The following is a 16,758-nucleotide window of genomic DNA, read 5'->3' on the forward strand; positions in this document are numbered from 1 at the left end:
AGCGGAAAGCGTAATATATGCAGCCCGCGCCACAGAGAAGTGTGGCACTGCTCTTTAACAATTTATCAGACAATCTGTGTGGGCACTCGCAGGATTGATATCAGCGTCTCCGGACGTAAAAAATATCAAAGCCTCACGAGTGAACACATAATGAAATTCATTATGACGTTTTACAGATGAGCACCGCTGAACTTGTTTCAGCAAATCAAACTTAAATTGAAGAGTTTGATCATGGCTCAGATTGAACGCTGGCGGCAGGCCTAACACATGCAAGTCGGACGGTAGCACAGAGAGCTTGCTCTCGGGTGACGAGTGGCGGACGGGTGAGTAATGTCTGGGGATCTGCCCGATAGAGGGGGATAACCACTGGAAACGGTGGCTAATACCGCATAACGTCGCAAGACCAAAGAGGGGGACCTTCGGGCCTCTCACTATCGGATGAACCCAGATGGGATTAGCTAGTAGGCGGGGTAATGGCCCACCTAGGCGACGATCCCTAGCTGGTCTGAGAGGATGACCAGCCACACTGGAACTGAGACACGGTCCAGACTCCTACGGGAGGCAGCAGTGGGGAATATTGCACAATGGGCGCAAGCCTGATGCAGCCATGCCGCGTGTATGAAGAAGGCCTTCGGGTTGTAAAGTACTTTCAGCGGGGAGGAAGGCGATGTGGTTAATAACCGCATTGATTGACGTTACCCGCAGAAGAAGCACCGGCTAACTCCGTGCCAGCAGCCGCGGTAATACGGAGGGTGCAAGCGTTAATCGGAATTACTGGGCGTAAAGCGCACGCAGGCGGTCTGTTAAGTCAGATGTGAAATCCCCGGGCTTAACCTGGGAACTGCATTTGAAACTGGCAGGCTTGAGTCTCGTAGAGGGGGGTAGAATTCCAGGTGTAGCGGTGAAATGCGTAGAGATCTGGAGGAATACCGGTGGCGAAGGCGGCCCCCTGGACGAAGACTGACGCTCAGGTGCGAAAGCGTGGGGAGCAAACAGGATTAGATACCCTGGTAGTCCACGCCGTAAACGATGTCGACTTGGAGGTTGTTCCCTTGAGGAGTGGCTTCCGGAGCTAACGCGTTAAGTCGACCGCCTGGGGAGTACGGCCGCAAGGTTAAAACTCAAATGAATTGACGGGGGCCCGCACAAGCGGTGGAGCATGTGGTTTAATTCGATGCAACGCGAAGAACCTTACCTACTCTTGACATCCACGGAATTTGGCAGAGATGCCTTAGTGCCCTCGGGAACCGTGAGACAGGTGCTGCATGGCTGTCGTCAGCTCGTGTTGTGAAATGTTGGGTTAAGTCCCGCAACGAGCGCAACCCTTATCCTTTGTTGCCAGCGATTCGGTCGGGAACTCAAAGGAGACTGCCGGTGATAAACCGGAGGAAGGTGGGGATGACGTCAAGTCATCATGGCCCTTACGAGTAGGGCTACACACGTGCTACAATGGCGCATACAAAGAGAAGCGACCTCGCGAGAGCAAGCGGACCTCATAAAGTGCGTCGTAGTCCGGATCGGAGTCTGCAACTCGACTCCGTGAAGTCGGAATCGCTAGTAATCGTGGATCAGAATGCCACGGTGAATACGTTCCCGGGCCTTGTACACACCGCCCGTCACACCATGGGAGTGGGTTGCAAAAGAAGTAGGTAGCTTAACCTTCGGGAGGGCGCTTACCACTTTGTGATTCATGACTGGGGTGAAGTCGTAACAAGGTAACCGTAGGGGAACCTGCGGTTGGATCACCTCCTTACCTGAAGATACCTTCCCGCGAAGTGCTCACACAGATTGTCTGATAGAAAGTCACGAGCAGAAAAAACCTCTACAGGCTTGTAGCTCAGGTGGTTAGAGCGCACCCCTGATAAGGGTGAGGTCGGTGGTTCAAGTCCACTCAGGCCTACCAACTTCGCACTCATGCTGCGTTATGTCTCCGGCTCGCATAGTTCACTATGCTTCGCGGACACACGCCTTGCCTGAGCACGAAGTGCACTTCTCACGAAGTGTACTCGGTTGAGTGGTAGTAGTGGTCTCTGCAGTAACTGTATGGGGCTATAGCTCAGCTGGGAGAGCGCCTGCCTTGCACGCAGGAGGTCAGCGGTTCGATCCCGCTTAGCTCCACCATACTCACTACTGTTTTTTTCTGAAAATACTTCAGAGCGTACCGGCAACGGTGTGCTGCGAAGTATTCTGCTCTTTAACAATCCGGAACAAGCTGAAAATTTGAAACGACGCATTGTCGTGTTCCTCCGTAATAAGGAACACAGCACAACGCGTTCGAGTCTCTCAAAAGCTCATGACACGCAGCGTAAAACGCCTGTGGGTTGTGAGGTTAAGCGACTAAGCGTACACGGTGGATGCCCTGGCAGTCAGAGGCGATGAAGGGCGTGCTAATCTGCGATAAGCGCCGGTAAGGTGATATGAACCGCAATAACCGGCGATACCCGAATGGGGAAACCCAGTGTGTTTCGACACACTATCATGCAGTGAATACATAGCTGTATGAGGCGAACCGGGGGAACTGAAACATCTAAGTACCCCGAGGAAAAGAAATCAACCGAGATTCCCCCAGTAGCGGCGAGCGAACGGGGAGGAGCCCAGAACCATCATCAGCTTGTGCATCAGTGGAAGCGTCTGGAAAGTCGCAGGGTACAGGGTGATACTCCCGTACACAAAGGTGCACAGGCTGTGAGTTCGATGAGTAAGGCGGGACACGTGGTATCCTGTCTGAATATGGGGGGACCATCCTCCAAGGCTAAATACTCCTGACTGACCGATAGTGAACCAGTACCGTGAGGGAAAGGCGAAAAGAACCCCGGCGAGGGGAGTGAAACAGAACCTGAAACCGTGTACGTACAAGCAGTGGGAGCCTCTTTATGGGGTGACTGCGTACCTTTTGTATAATGGGTCAGCGACTTATATTCTGTAGCAAGGTTAACCGTATAGGGGAGCCGCAGGGAAACCGAGTCTTAACTGGGCGTTAAGTTGCAGGGTATAGACCCGAAACCCGGTGATCTAGCCATGGGCAGGTTGAAGGTTGGGTAACACTAACTGGAGGACCGAACCGACTAATGTTGAAAAATTAGCGGATGACCTGTGGCTGGGGGTGAAAGGCCAATCAAACCGGGAGATAGCTGGTTCTCCCCGAAAGCTATTTAGGTAGCGCCTCGTGAACTCATCTCCGGGGGTAGAGCACTGTTTCGGCTAGGGGGCCATCCCGGCTTACCAACCCGATGCAAACTGCGAATACCGGAGAATGTTATCACGGGAGACACACGGCGGGTGCTAACGTCCGTCGTGAAGAGGGAAACAACCCAGACCGCCAGCTAAGGTCCCAAAGTCATGGTTAAGTGGGAAACGATGTGGGAAGGCCCAGACAGCCAGGATGTTGGCTTAGAAGCAGCCATCATTTAAAGAAAGCGTAATAGCTCACTGGTCGAGTCGGCCTGCGCGGAAGATGTAACGGGGCTAAACCATGCACCGAAGCTGCGGCAGCGACACTATGTGTTGTTGGGTAGGGGAGCGTTCTGTAAGCCGTCGAAGGTGTGCTGTGAGGCATGCTGGAGGTATCAGAAGTGCGAATGCTGACATAAGTAACGATAAACAAGGTGAAAAACCTTGTCGCCGGAAGACCAAGGGTTCCTGTTCAACGTTAATCGGAGCAGGGTGAGTCGACCCCTAAGGCGAGGCCGAAAGGCGTAGTCGATGGGAAACAGGTTAATATTCCTGTACTTGGTGTTACTGCGAAGGGGGGACGGAGAAGGCTATATCAGCCGGGCGACGGTTGTCCCGGTTTAAGCGTGTAGGTGTGTGTTCCAGGCAAATCCGGTTCACTTTACACTGAGGCGTGACGACGAGGCACTACGGTGCTGAAGTGATAAATGCCCTGCTTCCAGGAAAAGCCTCTAAGCATCAGGTAACACAAAATCGTACCCCAAACCGACACAGGTGGTCAGGTAGAGAATACCAAGGCGCTTGAGAGAACTCGGGTGAAGGAACTAGGCAAAATGGTGCCGTAACTTCGGGAGAAGGCACGCTGGCGCGTAGGTGAAGGGACTTGCTCCCGGAGCTGAAGCCAGTCGAAGATACCAGCTGGCTGCAACTGTTTATTAAAAACACAGCACTGTGCAAACACGAAAGTGGACGTATACGGTGTGACGCCTGCCCGGTGCCGGAAGGTTAATTGATGGGGTTATCCGCAAGGAGAAGCTCTTGATCGAAGCCCCGGTAAACGGCGGCCGTAACTATAACGGTCCTAAGGTAGCGAAATTCCTTGTCGGGTAAGTTCCGACCTGCACGAATGGCGTAATGATGGCCAGGCTGTCTCCACCCGAGACTCAGTGAAATTGAAATCGCTGTGAAGATGCAGTGTACCCGCGGCAAGACGGAAAGACCCCGTGAACCTTTACTACAGCTTGACACTGAACACTGAGCCTTGATGTGTAGGATAGGTGGGAGGCTTTGAAGCGTGGACGCCAGTCTGCGTGGAGCCGGCCTTGAAATACCACCCTTTAATGTTTGGTGTTCTAACGTAGGCCCGTAATCCGGGCTGCGGACAGTGTCTGGTGGGTAGTTTGACTGGGGCGGTCTCCTCCCAAAGCGTAACGGAGGAGCACGAAGGTTGGCTAATCCTGGTCGGACATCAGGAGGTTAGTGCAATGGCATAAGCCAGCTTGACTGCGAGAGTGACGGCTCGAGCAGGTGCGAAAGCAGGTCATAGTGATCCGGTGGTTCTGAATGGAAGGGCCATCGCTCAACGGATAAAAGGTACTCCGGGGATAACAGGCTGATACCGCCCAAGAGTTCATATCGACGGCGGTGTTTGGCACCTCGATGTCGGCTCATCACATCCTGGGGCTGAAGTAGGTCCCAAGGGTACGGCTGTTCGCCGTTTAAAGTGGTACGCGAGCTGGGTTTAGAACGTCGTGAGACAGTTCGGTCCCTATCTGCCGTGGGCGCTGGAGAATTGAGGGGGGTTGCTCCTAGTACGAGAGGACCGGAGTGAACGCACCGCTGGTGTCCGGGTTGTCACGCCAGTGGCACTGCCCGGTAGCTAAGTGCGGAAAAGATAAGTGCTGAAAGCATCTAAGCACGAAACTTGCCCCGAGATGAGTTCTCCCTGAGCCTTTAAGGCTCCTGAAGGGACGTTGAAGACGACGACGTTGATAGGCCGGGTGTGTAAGCGCAGCGATGCGTTGAGCTTACCGGTACTAATGACCCGTGAGGCTTAACCTTACAACGCCAGAGGCGTTTTGGTAGAGAGACGACTTGAATTTTCAGCATTGTTTACCGGATAAAGAATTTAGTTCTGTTCTGCGGACGTGAGTCCGAAGGATTTTGCGCTGAGTGCAAGGCGGCAACCGAGACGGGGTGAAGGAGCATACTGAGGTATGTGACGGAGCGGCGCGAGGGAAGCCAACGCGGCAGCAGCGTGAAAGACGCAGGACGGAGCACAAAGAATTTGCCTGGCGGCTTTAGCGCGGTGGTCCCACCTGACCCCATGCCGAACTCAGAAGTGAAACGCCGTAGCGCCGATGGTAGTGTGGGGTCTCCCCATGCGAGAGTAGGGAACTGCCAGGCATCAAATTGAAGGACCTGCACGTAACCTCGGGCAGTTCACTACTCAGTAGAGTAGGACAAAAGCGAATGCTTTTGAACGCTGCGAAGCAGCGGCCCGAAGGGTGAATCACAGCGTGATTCATAAACTGCCAGGCATCAAATTAAGACCAGTACGCTGGTCATGACCTTACCGGTGACGCGGAAGGGCGATATACCTGATATCAGAACGTTTTTCTGACGTCAGTACAGAATCGGTGGAGCGGTAGTTCAGTTGGTTAGAATACCTGCCTGTCACGCAGGGGGTCGCGGGTTCGAGCCCCGTCCGTTCCGCCACCCTTTTTAGGGGCGTAGTTCAATTGGTAGAGCACCGGTCTCCAAAACCGGGTGTTGGGGGTTCGAGTCCCTCCGCCCCTGCCAGAAAGAGAAAAATCCTTTGCTTCGGCGAAGGATTTTTTTTTGCCTGCAGAAAAGTGAAAAAGAAAACCAGCCAGCAGATACTGGCCCAATCCTCTTTGACTTCCCCCTGTTTTTAATTAGGTACCACAGGAAACTTTAACAGCTGACGGATGTACGTTTGCTGATCGCTGTTTTGTAACCACACAGCATAAAGAGGGCGAACGGCTACAGAAGTATCAGGCATTAACATCAGATCGCTGTAAAGGCTTTGCCAGAAATCAGGTAGAAACGCACATGCACCTGTCGTATGAAGCAACTCACGCGTCACCTGAGCGGATGTGGTTGTTAACACGGGCACATCGTCACCGCCAGAGAGATAGCTTTGATGCTGATGAAAGTCGGCTCCCCATTCCAGTTTTATATAATCATATTTTTCACGCTTGTCTGTCTGTCGTGAGCGAAACAGCGCCAGTGAAATATGACCGATCTGCTGACTGGTTAACTCATCCATCTTCGGCGCTTCAGTGGTGATTAATAAATCCAGCTGACGTTCGTGAAGCTGCTTAACCAGTAAATGGCGTTGTGCCACACGCGCTTCCAGATGGAGGCTCTCACGGTTCTCATAGAGCGTCTGAAGCCAGGGTGTTAAATACGCCTCCCATAACGAGGCACTGGCACCAATGGAGAGCTCGTGGTGCTGCTGCGTATGCGACACTTCTTTCTTGGCCATCAGCCACGTATTCATCAGGCTTTCCGCATAGGGCAGCAGCCGCTCACCTGCGGAGGTCAGACGGATATTGTTACGATGTCGGGTAAAAAGATTAACACCAAGCTGATTTTCTAACTGGCGGATGCGAAAACTGACAGCAGACTGCGTTAAGTAAAGTGCTTCTGCAGCGCGCCCGAAATGGCGAGTTCTGCTCACTTCCAGGAAAGTTTTCAGTAATTCCGTATCCACAGCGTTCTCCCAAAATTTGTTTGTCGTATAGATTTAAATGTTTTGTTTTACACTCTGTCAAGCCTATCTAATACTCCGCGCCATAAATAGCACGGCCATAAGAGAAACAGGAGCGTGTAACATGGCGGAAAGCTTCTCAACGGAAAATCGTTTCTTTGACAACAAACATTACCCACGCGGTTTTTCGCGACATGGTGACTTTACGATTAAAGAAGCACAGCTACTTGAACGTCACGGCGTAGCGTTTAATGAGCTGGACCTCGCCAAGCGTGAGCCAGCGACAGAAGAAGAGCGTCTGTTCATTGAGGTTTGTCGTGGCGTGCGTGAGCCACAAACGGAAGCAGAACGTGTATGGTCCAAATACATGACACGTATTAAGCGTCCTAAGCGTTTTCACACGCTGTCAGGCGGTAAACCACAGATGGATACCGTTGAAGACTACACCGAAAGCGACGATTAACGAGAAGGGGTGAAAGCCCCTTTTTACTGCAAGCTTTTGTGCAAATAGATCATCAGTCGGTCAATGCTTCGATAGCTTACGGCCTCCTGAAGATGATGACGTCCAATCACCTCTTCCCCCGCTAAATCGGCCACCGTGCGCGCCACTTTCAGGATACGTTGCCACGCCCTCACCGATAAGCCCAGCTGATTTAAAACAGACTCAAGCCACCGTGCATCCGACGGCGAAATCTGACACCACTGTAGTACATCTGAATTAGCCAACTGCGCATTAATCTTCCCTGAGCGCGCCATCTGTACCTGACGCGCGGCAAAAACGCGCTCACGCACTTCTGCAGAGCTTTCCCCTGCCTGCCGTTGCTGACTCAGCATTCCTGCAGGAAGCAGCGGAACTTCCAGTGACAGATCAAAGCGATCCAGGAAAGGACCAGAAAGTTTACTGAGATAGCGTAAAACCTGCTGTGGCGACGTACGGTTATGTTGTCCCTGATAGTGTCCGGTTGGGCTGGGATTCATTGCTGCGATTAACTGAAAGCGTGCGGGATAAACGACGTTGGCCCTGGCCCGCGAAATGGCCACTTCGCCGGACTCAATGGGTTCACGTAACGCGTCCAGCACGCTGCGCTGAAACTCAGGCAGTTCGTCCAGAAACAGCACGCCGTTATGTGCCAGCGAGATTTCTCCGGGTCGTGGTAACGCACCGCCCCCGATAAGGGCATACAGCGAAGCGCTGTGATGAGGGGCTCTAAAAGGCCGCTTACGCCATCGCAGATGTAATGGAGATGTCTGGCTCAGGCTGGCGATGGCGGCGCACTCCAGGGCTTCCTGATCGCTTAACGGCGGCATGATACCGGGTAAGCGTGTGGCGAGCATGGTCTTACCGGTTCCCGGCGGACCGATCAGCAACAGATTATGTCCACCTGCAGCGGTAATCTCCAGGGCACGCCGTCCCTGCTCCTGACCCACAATATCGCGAAGATCTTCGGTAATGCCGTCATCATCTTTAACATGAGCGGTTGCGGTCGCTAACTCACACTTACCGTGCAAAAAGGCACAAATCTCGATCAAATGTGCGGCGACTAAAGTCGCGCCCTGACGTATCAATCCCACATCAGGCTGGTTTTCAGCAGAGAGCACCAGCTGCCGGCCGGCTCCTGTCGCAGCCAGTGCCGCCGGAATGGCGCCTTTAACGCCACACAGGCCACCGTTAAGCGCCAGCTCACCCAGAAACTCGTAGTGGTTGAGCCTGTCCGCAGGAAGCTGCTCAGAGGCCACCAGAATGGCGATAGCCATAGGCAAATCATAGCGGCCGCCTTCTTTGGGTAAATCTGCCGGGCCTAAGTTGATGGTGATACGTCGGGCAGGGAAGTCAAAACCGCTGTTGATAATGGCACTGCGTACGCGTTCACGCGCCTCTTTCACGGTCGTTTCAGGCAACCCTACCAACGTGAGGGCGGGCAATCCGTTACTGATATGTACTTCAATCGTCACCAGCGGCGCTTCAACACCGATGGCTGCCCGTGTCAGCACCTTTGACAATGACATAGCGGCCCCCAAATGCGGCCATTCTGTACCCGGAATTCAGGTGTAGCGAAGCCCAGAACAAGGAAATGTATGTCGCCCAGCAAACTTTTTATCTGCCATACATCGGGTTTCACATTTTGCAGAAGCAGACTGTGAAATCGTCAAAATGCAATGAGCGGCCTTTTTTTGTCCGGAACCCCGGATGATAAAATAATCTTTTAATAACAATTCGATAATGAATACGGTAAACCTGCGTGATTAAAAAACCTGATAAAAAATATTGTAATTAGAGAGGTAACTATGATAACTCTGTAGGCATTACTTCGAACGAGTTAAAGAATCGAATACGTTATGAAAGCCCTTCTACTAGTGATTAGCCTTGTCGTGATTAGCGTGGTGGTGATTATTAACCCACTGTGCGGGGCAACGCTTGGAGCAAGAAAGGCTTAAAAATCAAGCCAGAACTCTAAAAAACCCCCCGCACCGAAAGGTCCGGGGGTTTTTTTTTGACCTGGCAAAAACTCAGTAAATCTGCAAGGAACAAACAATGAACAGTAGCATAAAATTCTGTTGTTCCCCTCGGAATACAGGAGAATAGCGATGACAGGTGCACAATGGGTAGTTCAGGCTTTACGCGCACAGGGCGTTGATATCGTATTTGGCTATCCTGGTGGCGCGATCATGCCAGTATACGATGCGCTATACGACGGCGGCGTTGAACACCTGTTGTGCCGTCATGAGCAGGGCGCGGTAATGGCCGCAATCGGCTATGCCCGTTCAACCGGCAAAACCGGCGTTTGCATCGCAACCTCTGGCCCCGGCGCGACGAATCTGATCACCGGTCTTGCCGACGCCATGATGGACTCTGTTCCGGTCGTCGCCTTAACCGGGCAGGTCGCCTCTGCGTTCATCGGCACGGATGCATTCCAGGAAATCGATGTTCTTGGCCTGTCATTAGCCTGCACGAAACACAGCTTTATGGTTGAGTCTCTGGACGAGTTGCCTTCCGTCATGGCCGAAGCCTTCGCTATTGCCCAGTCAGGCCGCCCCGGTCCTGTATTAGTGGATATCCCGAAAGATATCCAGATGGCAAAAGGCGAGCCTTCGCCGCAGTTGATGCCGGTCGAAGAAGTGATGTCGATGCCGCACCAGGCCATTGTTGAAGCGCGCGCCATGATGGCTCAGGCTAAAAAGCCGATATTCTATGTGGGCGGCGGTGTAGGGATGGCGCAGGCCGTGCCGGCGCTGCGCGCGCTGATGCAGGAGACCGGCATCCCTGCTGTCGCCACGCTGAAAGGCCTGGGAAGTGTTGACGCCCACAGCGAAGGCTATCTGGGCATGCTGGGCATGCACGGTACTAAGGCCGCAAACCTTGCCGTGCAGTCCTGTGACCTGTTGATTGCCGTTGGCGCGCGTTTTGACGACCGCGTCACCGGTAAACTGGATACGTTTGCCCCGCTGGCCAGCGTGATTCATCTGGATGTTGATCCCGCAGAACTGAACAAGTTGCGCCGTGCGCATGTTTCACTGCAGGGCGATCTTAACCATGTCCTGCCAGCCTTGAGCCAGCCTTTACAGATTCAGACATGGCGTGACGAAGTCGCCGCCCTGAAAGCCCAGCATGCATGGCGCTACGATCATCCCGGCGAAGCGATCTATGCGCCGTTATTATTGAAACAACTGTCCGACCGCAAGCCTGCTAACACCGTGATCACGACCGACGTCGGCCAGCACCAGATGTGGGCGGCCCAGCATATCTCCTGTGACGCGCCTGAAGATTTCATCACCTCCAGCGGATTAGGCACCATGGGCTTTGGGCTGCCCGCGGCGATCGGTGCGCAGGTTGCGCGTCCCAACGATACGGTTATCTGCGTCTCGGGCGATGGCTCGATCATGATGAACATTCAGGAGCTGGGCACCATCAAGCGTGGCAAGCTGCCTGTAAAAATTCTGCTGCTGGACAACCAGCGTTTAGGCATGGTGCGCCAGTGGCAGCAACTGTTTTTTGATGGTCGCTACAGTGAAACCATCCTGACTGATAATCCCGACTTCCTTACGCTGGCCAGCGCGTTTGATATCCCAGGCCAGCGAATCACCCGTAAAGATCAGGTCGACGCCGCACTCGATGCTCTGCTGAGCAGTGAAGGACCTTACTTCCTGCATGTTTCAATCGATGAGCATGAAAACGTCTGGCCATTGGTACCGCCTGGTGCCAGCAACGCCAACATGATGGAGAAAACCGTATGAACCAGCATCAATTGTCTATCGAAGCGCGCTTTCGACCTGAAATATTGGAACGTATTTTACGTGTGGTACGCCATCGTGGTTTTCAGGTGTGTTCCATGAACATGGCCACCGTGGCTAACACTGAAAACATTAATATCGAAATGACCGTTGCCAGCCAGCGCTCTGTCGATTTACTGTCTTCCCAGCTAAGAAAACTGATGGATGTCGCCTGCGTCCAGACTCAACAACAGACATCACAACAAATACGCGCGTAGTCGCTATAGGAAATAATAATGAGCACGAAGAAAGCAGACTTTATTTGGTTCAACGGCGAAATGGTTAAGTGGGAAGAGGCAAAAGTCAGCGTGATGTCTCACGCTTTGCACTACGGCACATCGGTATTTGAAGGCGTTCGCTGCTATGACTCCCATAAAGGGCCGGTTGTATTCCGTCACCGTGAGCACATGCAGCGCCTGCACGATTCCGCCAAAATCTACCGTTTCCCAATCAAACACAGCGTTGATGAACTGATGGAAGCCTGCCGTGAAGTCATTCGCGTCAACAACCTGAAAAGCGCCTATATCCGCCCGCTGGCTTTCGTCGGTGATGTGGGACTGGGCGTGAACCCGCCGGATGGCTTTACGACCGACGTGATCATTGCGGCCTTCCCGTGGGGCGCTTATCTGGGTGCTGAAGCGCTGGAAAACGGTATTGATGCGATGGTTTCTTCATGGAACCGTGTTGCGCCCAATACGCTGCCAACCGCGGCGAAAGCAGGCGGCAACTACCTTTCCTCACTGTTAGTGGGCAGCGAAGCGCGCCGCCATGGTTATCAGGAAGGCATTGCACTGGACACCAATGGCCTGATCTCAGAAGGCGCAGGCGAAAACCTGTTTGAAGTGAAAGACGGTGTGCTGTTTACCCCGCCGTTTACCTCATCTGCACTGCCGGGCATCACCCGCGATGCCATTATTACGCTGGCGCGTGATATGGGCATCGAAGTACGTGAACAGACGCTGTCCCGTGAGTCGCTCTATCTGGCTGATGAAGTCTTTATGTCTGGCACCGCAGCTGAAATTACCCCAGTGCGTAGCGTTGACCGCATTCAGGTTGGCGCAGGCAAATGCGGCCCCGTCACCAAACGCGTTCAGCAGGCCTTCTTCGGCCTGTTCACCGGCGAGACTGAAGACAAATGGGGCTGGCTGGACCCGGTTAACGCATAACCAGACCTGCGCGGATGTCGCTGGATGTCCGCGAACTTATTTTCACTGGAGTAAAGAGCATGCCTAAGTACCGTTCCGCTACCACCACCCACGGCCGCAACATGGCCGGTGCCCGTGCCCTCTGGCGCGCAACAGGAATGACCGACGATGATTTCGGCAAACCGATTATCGCCGTCGTGAACTCCTTCACCCAGTTTGTGCCGGGCCACGTTCACCTGCGTGATCTGGGTAAGCTGGTTGCCGAGCAAATCGAAGCGGCTGGTGGCGTGGCCAAAGAGTTCAACACGATAGCGGTGGATGACGGTATTGCCATGGGCCATGGCGGCATGCTGTATTCTCTGCCTTCCCGGGAACTGATTGCTGACTCCGTCGAGTACATGGTGAATGCGCACTGTGCCGATGCCATGGTCTGCATCTCTAACTGCGACAAAATCACCCCCGGCATGTTGATGGCGTCACTGCGCCTTAACATTCCGGTTATCTTTGTGTCCGGCGGCCCGATGGAAGCCGGTAAAACCAAGCTCTCCGATCAGATCATCAAGCTGGATCTGGTGGATGCCATGATCCAGGGCGCTAACCCGAACGTCAGCGATGCCGACAGCGAGCAGATTGAACGCTCCGCCTGTCCGACCTGCGGCTCCTGTTCAGGCATGTTCACTGCAAACTCCATGAACTGCCTGACCGAAGCGCTGGGCCTGTCGCAACCGGGTAACGGTTCCCTGCTGGCCACTCACGCCGACCGTAAAGAACTGTTTATCAACGCCGGTAAGCGCATCGTGAGCCTGACCAAACGCTATTACGAGCAGGACGATGCCAACATGCTGCCGCGTAACATTGCCACTAAGGCTGCGTTTGAAAATGCCATGACGCTGGATATCGCCATGGGCGGCTCCACCAACACCGTGCTGCACTTGCTGGCTGCCGCGCAGGAAGGCGAGATCGACTTCAATATTTCTGATATCGATCGCCTGTCGCGCAAAGTGCCTCAGCTGTGCAAAGTCGCACCCAGTACCCCGAAATATCACATGGAAGATGTGCACCGCGCCGGTGGCGTGATCGGTATTCTCGGCGAGTTGGATCGTGCCGGACTGATTGACACCAGCGCACGCAACATCCTGCAGCAAAGCATGCGTGAAACGATCGATCAGTACGACATCATGCTGACCCAGGACCAGGCCGTGAAGGACATGTTCCGCGCGGGCCCGGCCGGTATCCGCACCACCCAGGCGTTCTCACAGAATTGCCGTTGGGATACGCTGGATGATGACCGTACTGAAGGCTGTATCCGTACGCGCGAAAACGCCTATTCTCAGGATGGCGGTCTGGCCGTGCTGTACGGCAACATCGCCGAAGATGGCTGTATCGTGAAAACGGCGGGCGTCGATAAAGAGATTCTGACCTTCAGCGGCCCGGCCAAAGTGTATGAAAGCCAGGATGACGCAGTAGAAGCCATCCTCGGTGGCAAAGTGGTGGCAGGTGACGTGGTTGTGATTCGCTACGAAGGGCCAAAAGGCGGACCGGGCATGCAGGAAATGCTGTATCCCACCACCTACCTGAAATCGATGGGGCTGGGTAAGAGCTGTGCCCTGATCACCGACGGTCGCTTCTCTGGCGGTACCTCTGGCCTCTCCATTGGTCATGCCTCACCCGAGGCAGCTAATGGCGGCACCATCGCGCTGGTTAAAGATGGCGATACCATTGAAATTGATATTCCTAACCGCGGCATCAAGCTGGCCGTGCCGGATAATGAACTGCACGCGCGCCGTGAAGAGCAGGAAGCACGTGGCGATGCCGCTTACACGCCGATGAACCGTCAGCGCGAAGTGTCGTTTGCCCTGCGCGCCTATGCATCGCTTGCCACCAGTGCCGACAAAGGTGCCGTGCGCGATAAGAGTAAGCTGGGAGGCTAAAATGGCTGAGGCTCAACCGCTACCCGAGGCGCCCTGCGGCGCCGAGTATTTGCGCGCTGTATTGCGTTCACCGGTATACGAAGTGGCACAGGTTACCCCACTGCAGAAGATGGAAAAAATCTCTGCGCGACTGGGCAATACCATTCTGGTCAAGCGAGAAGATCGCCAGCCGGTGCACAGTTTTAAACTGCGCGGTGCTTACGCGATGATTGCCGGACTTAACGAAGAGCAGAAAGCACGCGGCGTCGTCACCGCGTCTGCGGGTAACCATGCTCAGGGCGTTGCCTTATCCGCCACGAAGCTGGGCATCAAGTCGCTGATCGTGATGCCGCTTGCCACTGCCGACATTAAGGTGGATGCCGTGCGTGCATTTGGCGGAGAAGCCTTTCTGTTTGGTGCCAACTTTGATGAGGCAAAAGCTAAAGCTATCGAGTTAGCGACGCAGCAGGGTTACACCTTTGTCCCACCGTTTGACCATCCGGCGGTTATTGCCGGACAGGGTACGCTGGCGATGGAACTGCTGCAGCAGGACGCCCATCTCGATCGGGTCTTTGTCCCGGTGGGCGGCGGCGGTCTGGCTGCCGGTGTGGCCGTCCTGATCAAACAGCTGATGCCGCAAATCAAAGTGATTGCCGTAGAGTCAGAGGATTCAGCCTGCCTGAAGGCAGCGCTGGACGCCGGTGAGCCGGTAGATTTACCGCGCGTGGGATTATTTGCCGAAGGTGTGGCGGTGAAACGCATCGGTAATGAAACCTTCCGCCTGTGTCAGGAATTTCTCGACGATATCGTCACCGTGGACAGCGATGCGATCTGCGCGGCCATGAAAGATCTGTTTGAAGATGTGCGCGCCGTGGCGGAGCCTTCAGGGGCGCTGGCGCTGGCAGGCATGAAGAAATACGTTCAGCAGCATGACATCAAAGGCGAGCGCCTGGCGCACGTGTTGTCGGGTGCTAACGTTAACTTCCATGGCTTGCGCTATGTTTCTGAACGCTGCGAGCTGGGTGAACAACGTGAAGCGCTTCTGGCCGTCACCATACCGGAACAGCAGGGCAGTTTCCTGAAGTTCTGCCAGACGCTGGGTGGTCGCTCGATTACCGAATTCAACTATCGCTATGCCGACACCGACAAAGCCTGCATCTTTGTGGGGGTGCGCCTGACGCGCGGGATGGAAGAGCGAGCAGAGATCATTAGTCAGTTAACGGAAAACGGCTATCAGGTGGTGGATCTGTCTGACGATGAGATGGCGAAGCTGCATGTGCGTTACATGGTGGGCGGACGGCCTTCCAAGCCGCTGCGTGAGCGTTTGTTTAGCTTTGAATTCCCGGAAGCGCCCGGTGCGTTGCTCAAATTTCTGCAAACGCTGGGCACGCACTGGAATATCTCGTTGTTCCATTACCGCAGCCACGGCACGGATTATGGTCGGGTGCTCACGGCGTTTGAGCTCGGCAGCGATGAGCCACGTTTTGAAGAGCACCTTACCGACCTGGGCTATGATTTCCACGACGAAACCCATAACCCGGCGTTCCGCTTTTTCCTGGCCGGTCAGTAACTACAACTGATGCCAGAACGCACTGATAAGCGGCTCCCCGAGCCGCTTTTTTTGTACGCAAACTCCCAGCTCCAGTGGTGCAACGGACTCCACGTTCTCCAGCGGTAACACCCGGTTACGTACCGGCTCAGGGCTGTTTTCCAGCACCACATCCGGCAACAGGGCAATGCCACAGCCAAGCGCCACCATGGAAACGATCGCTTCATGGCCCGCAACCGTGGCGTAAATCAACGGGTTAACAATGCGGTGACGACGAAACCACAGCTCAATGGCCCGACGAACCGGCCCCTGCTCGGGCAAAATAAACGGAATCTGCGTCCAGTCAGGTGCCTCTTCCGTTGCCTGACTGCGTACCGGGCAGGGCATCGCAGGCGCAATCAGCCCCAGCGGCAGCAGCCCCAGCGTGGTGAAGTCGATGCTGGCCGGTAGCGACTCAGGCCGGCCCGCGATAGCCAGGTCTGCATTGCCCGACTGCACCGTTTCAATCGCATCCGCCGCATCGCCGGTGGTGAGTTTGATTTCGACCTGAGGATGCTCGGCGCGAAAGCGATCCAGAATAGGGGGCAGATGGCTGTACGCGGCGGTCACCGAGCAAAACAGGCGCAGTTCACCACTAAGTGAAGGACCATTGAGATCCATAGCATGGCGCAATTGTTGATACTGCAGTAAGGTTTGTTGGGCAAACAGCTTAAGTCTTTCGCCCGCTTCGGTGAGCGCCACGGTGCGGTTATCGCGCAGAAATAAGGCGTGGCCCACATCCTCTTCCAGGCGTTGGATCTGGCGCGACAGCGTGGAAGGGCTGACGTGCATGGCGCGTGCGGTGCGGCCAAAATGGCAGCTTTCTGCCAGATGCAAAAACAATTTGAGATCGCGTAAATCCATAGGGGGTCCACCTCAGGACGGCATTGCAATTATTGCAATGTAACGTTGTTAATATATCAATTTAAGCAACAGAAA

Annotated in this window: 10 protein-coding genes, 4 tRNA genes and 3 rRNA genes; 14 read left to right on the forward strand and 3 right to left on the reverse strand. The window is 54.3% G+C overall.

Translation table 11 applies throughout. From position 1 onward, the window contains the following. The first annotated feature begins 213 nt into the window (after positions 1 to 213). The 7 genes from AAIE03_RS18800 to AAIE03_RS18830 all read left to right on the forward strand — a co-directional run bounded on the left by AAIE03_RS18800 (position 214) and on the right by AAIE03_RS18830 (position 5,973). A 16S ribosomal RNA gene (locus AAIE03_RS18800) occupies positions 214 to 1,753 on the forward strand. Positions 1,754 to 1,826: 73 nt separating this feature from the next. Beyond that, positions 1,827 to 1,903: transfer RNA gene (locus tag AAIE03_RS18805), tRNA-Ile, on the forward strand. A gap of 142 nt (positions 1,904 to 2,045) precedes the next feature. Further along, positions 2,046 to 2,121 (forward strand) — tRNA-Ala (locus AAIE03_RS18810). A gap of 206 nt (positions 2,122 to 2,327) precedes the next feature. Beyond that, a 23S ribosomal RNA gene (locus AAIE03_RS18815) occupies positions 2,328 to 5,232 on the forward strand. Positions 5,233 to 5,461: 229 nt separating this feature from the next. Further along, positions 5,462 to 5,577, forward strand: a 5S ribosomal RNA gene (gene rrf / locus AAIE03_RS18820). Together the 16S, 23S and 5S rRNA genes with 4 tRNA genes alongside form the textbook arrangement of a ribosomal RNA operon. Before the next feature lie 235 nt (positions 5,578 to 5,812). Continuing rightward, positions 5,813 to 5,889 (forward strand) — tRNA-Asp (locus AAIE03_RS18825). Positions 5,890 to 5,897: 8 nt separating this feature from the next. After that, positions 5,898 to 5,973: transfer RNA gene (locus tag AAIE03_RS18830), tRNA-Trp, on the forward strand. 112 nt (positions 5,974 to 6,085) lie between these two features. Here the strand turns inward: AAIE03_RS18830 and hdfR are convergent. Continuing rightward, on the reverse strand, positions 6,086 to 6,910 hold the full coding sequence (gene hdfR, locus AAIE03_RS18835) for an HTH-type transcriptional regulator HdfR (RefSeq protein WP_014604774.1): 825 nt from the start codon (positions 6,908 to 6,910) through the stop codon (positions 6,086 to 6,088). A gap of 121 nt (positions 6,911 to 7,031) precedes the next feature. Between hdfR and AAIE03_RS18840 the strand changes: the two genes are divergently transcribed. Then, complete coding sequence (locus AAIE03_RS18840; RefSeq protein WP_006121163.1) at positions 7,032 to 7,370, forward strand: MaoP family protein; 339 nt, start codon at positions 7,032 to 7,034, stop codon at positions 7,368 to 7,370. A gap of 23 nt (positions 7,371 to 7,393) precedes the next feature. Here the strand turns inward: AAIE03_RS18840 and AAIE03_RS18845 are convergent, their stop codons facing one another. Continuing rightward, on the reverse strand, positions 7,394 to 8,914 hold the full coding sequence (locus AAIE03_RS18845; protein WP_014604775.1) for a YifB family Mg chelatase-like AAA ATPase: 1,521 nt from the start codon (positions 8,912 to 8,914) through the stop codon (positions 7,394 to 7,396). A gap of 330 nt (positions 8,915 to 9,244) precedes the next feature. Between AAIE03_RS18845 and ilvL the strand changes: the two genes are divergently transcribed. The 6 genes from ilvL (at position 9,245) to ilvA (ending at position 15,801) form a co-directional block, all read left to right on the forward strand. Then, entirely contained in the window at positions 9,245 to 9,343 is a 99-nt protein-coding gene (gene ilvL, locus AAIE03_RS18850) for an ilv operon leader peptide (protein WP_071785161.1), read from the forward strand. Between the two features lie 150 nt (positions 9,344 to 9,493). After that, positions 9,494 to 11,140, forward strand: coding sequence for an acetolactate synthase 2 catalytic subunit (gene ilvG / locus AAIE03_RS18855; protein ID WP_014594867.1), 1,647 nt, complete (start codon positions 9,494 to 9,496; stop codon positions 11,138 to 11,140). Next, entirely contained in the window at positions 11,137 to 11,394 is a 258-nt protein-coding gene (gene ilvM / locus AAIE03_RS18860; protein WP_013027665.1) for an acetolactate synthase 2 small subunit, read from the forward strand. The genes ilvG and ilvM overlap by 4 nt, the downstream gene beginning before the upstream one ends. A gap of 18 nt (positions 11,395 to 11,412) precedes the next feature. Beyond that, positions 11,413 to 12,342 carry a branched-chain amino acid transaminase gene (locus AAIE03_RS18865; RefSeq protein ID WP_014604777.1) on the forward strand — a complete coding sequence of 310 codons (930 nt, stop codon included), beginning with the start codon at positions 11,413 to 11,415 and terminating at the stop codon, positions 12,340 to 12,342. Positions 12,343 to 12,401: 59 nt separating this feature from the next. Then, positions 12,402 to 14,252, forward strand: a complete 1,851-nt coding sequence (ilvD, locus tag AAIE03_RS18870; RefSeq protein ID WP_014604778.1) for a dihydroxy-acid dehydratase — start codon at positions 12,402 to 12,404, stop codon at positions 14,250 to 14,252. 1 nt (position 14,253) lies between these two features. After that, on the forward strand, positions 14,254 to 15,801 hold the full coding sequence (ilvA, locus tag AAIE03_RS18875; protein ID WP_014604779.1) for a threonine ammonia-lyase, biosynthetic: 1,548 nt from the start codon (positions 14,254 to 14,256) through the stop codon (positions 15,799 to 15,801). Here the strand turns inward: ilvA and ilvY are convergent, their stop codons facing one another. Beyond that, the gene (gene ilvY / locus AAIE03_RS18880; RefSeq protein ID WP_014604780.1) at positions 15,802 to 16,683 is read right to left on the reverse strand and encodes an HTH-type transcriptional activator IlvY; all 882 of its coding nucleotides are present in this window, start codon (positions 16,681 to 16,683) and stop codon (positions 15,802 to 15,804) included. Between the last annotated feature and the right edge of the window lie 75 nt (positions 16,684 to 16,758).

It is taken from the genome of Pantoea sp. Ae19-2 (genome assembly GCF_059801205.1).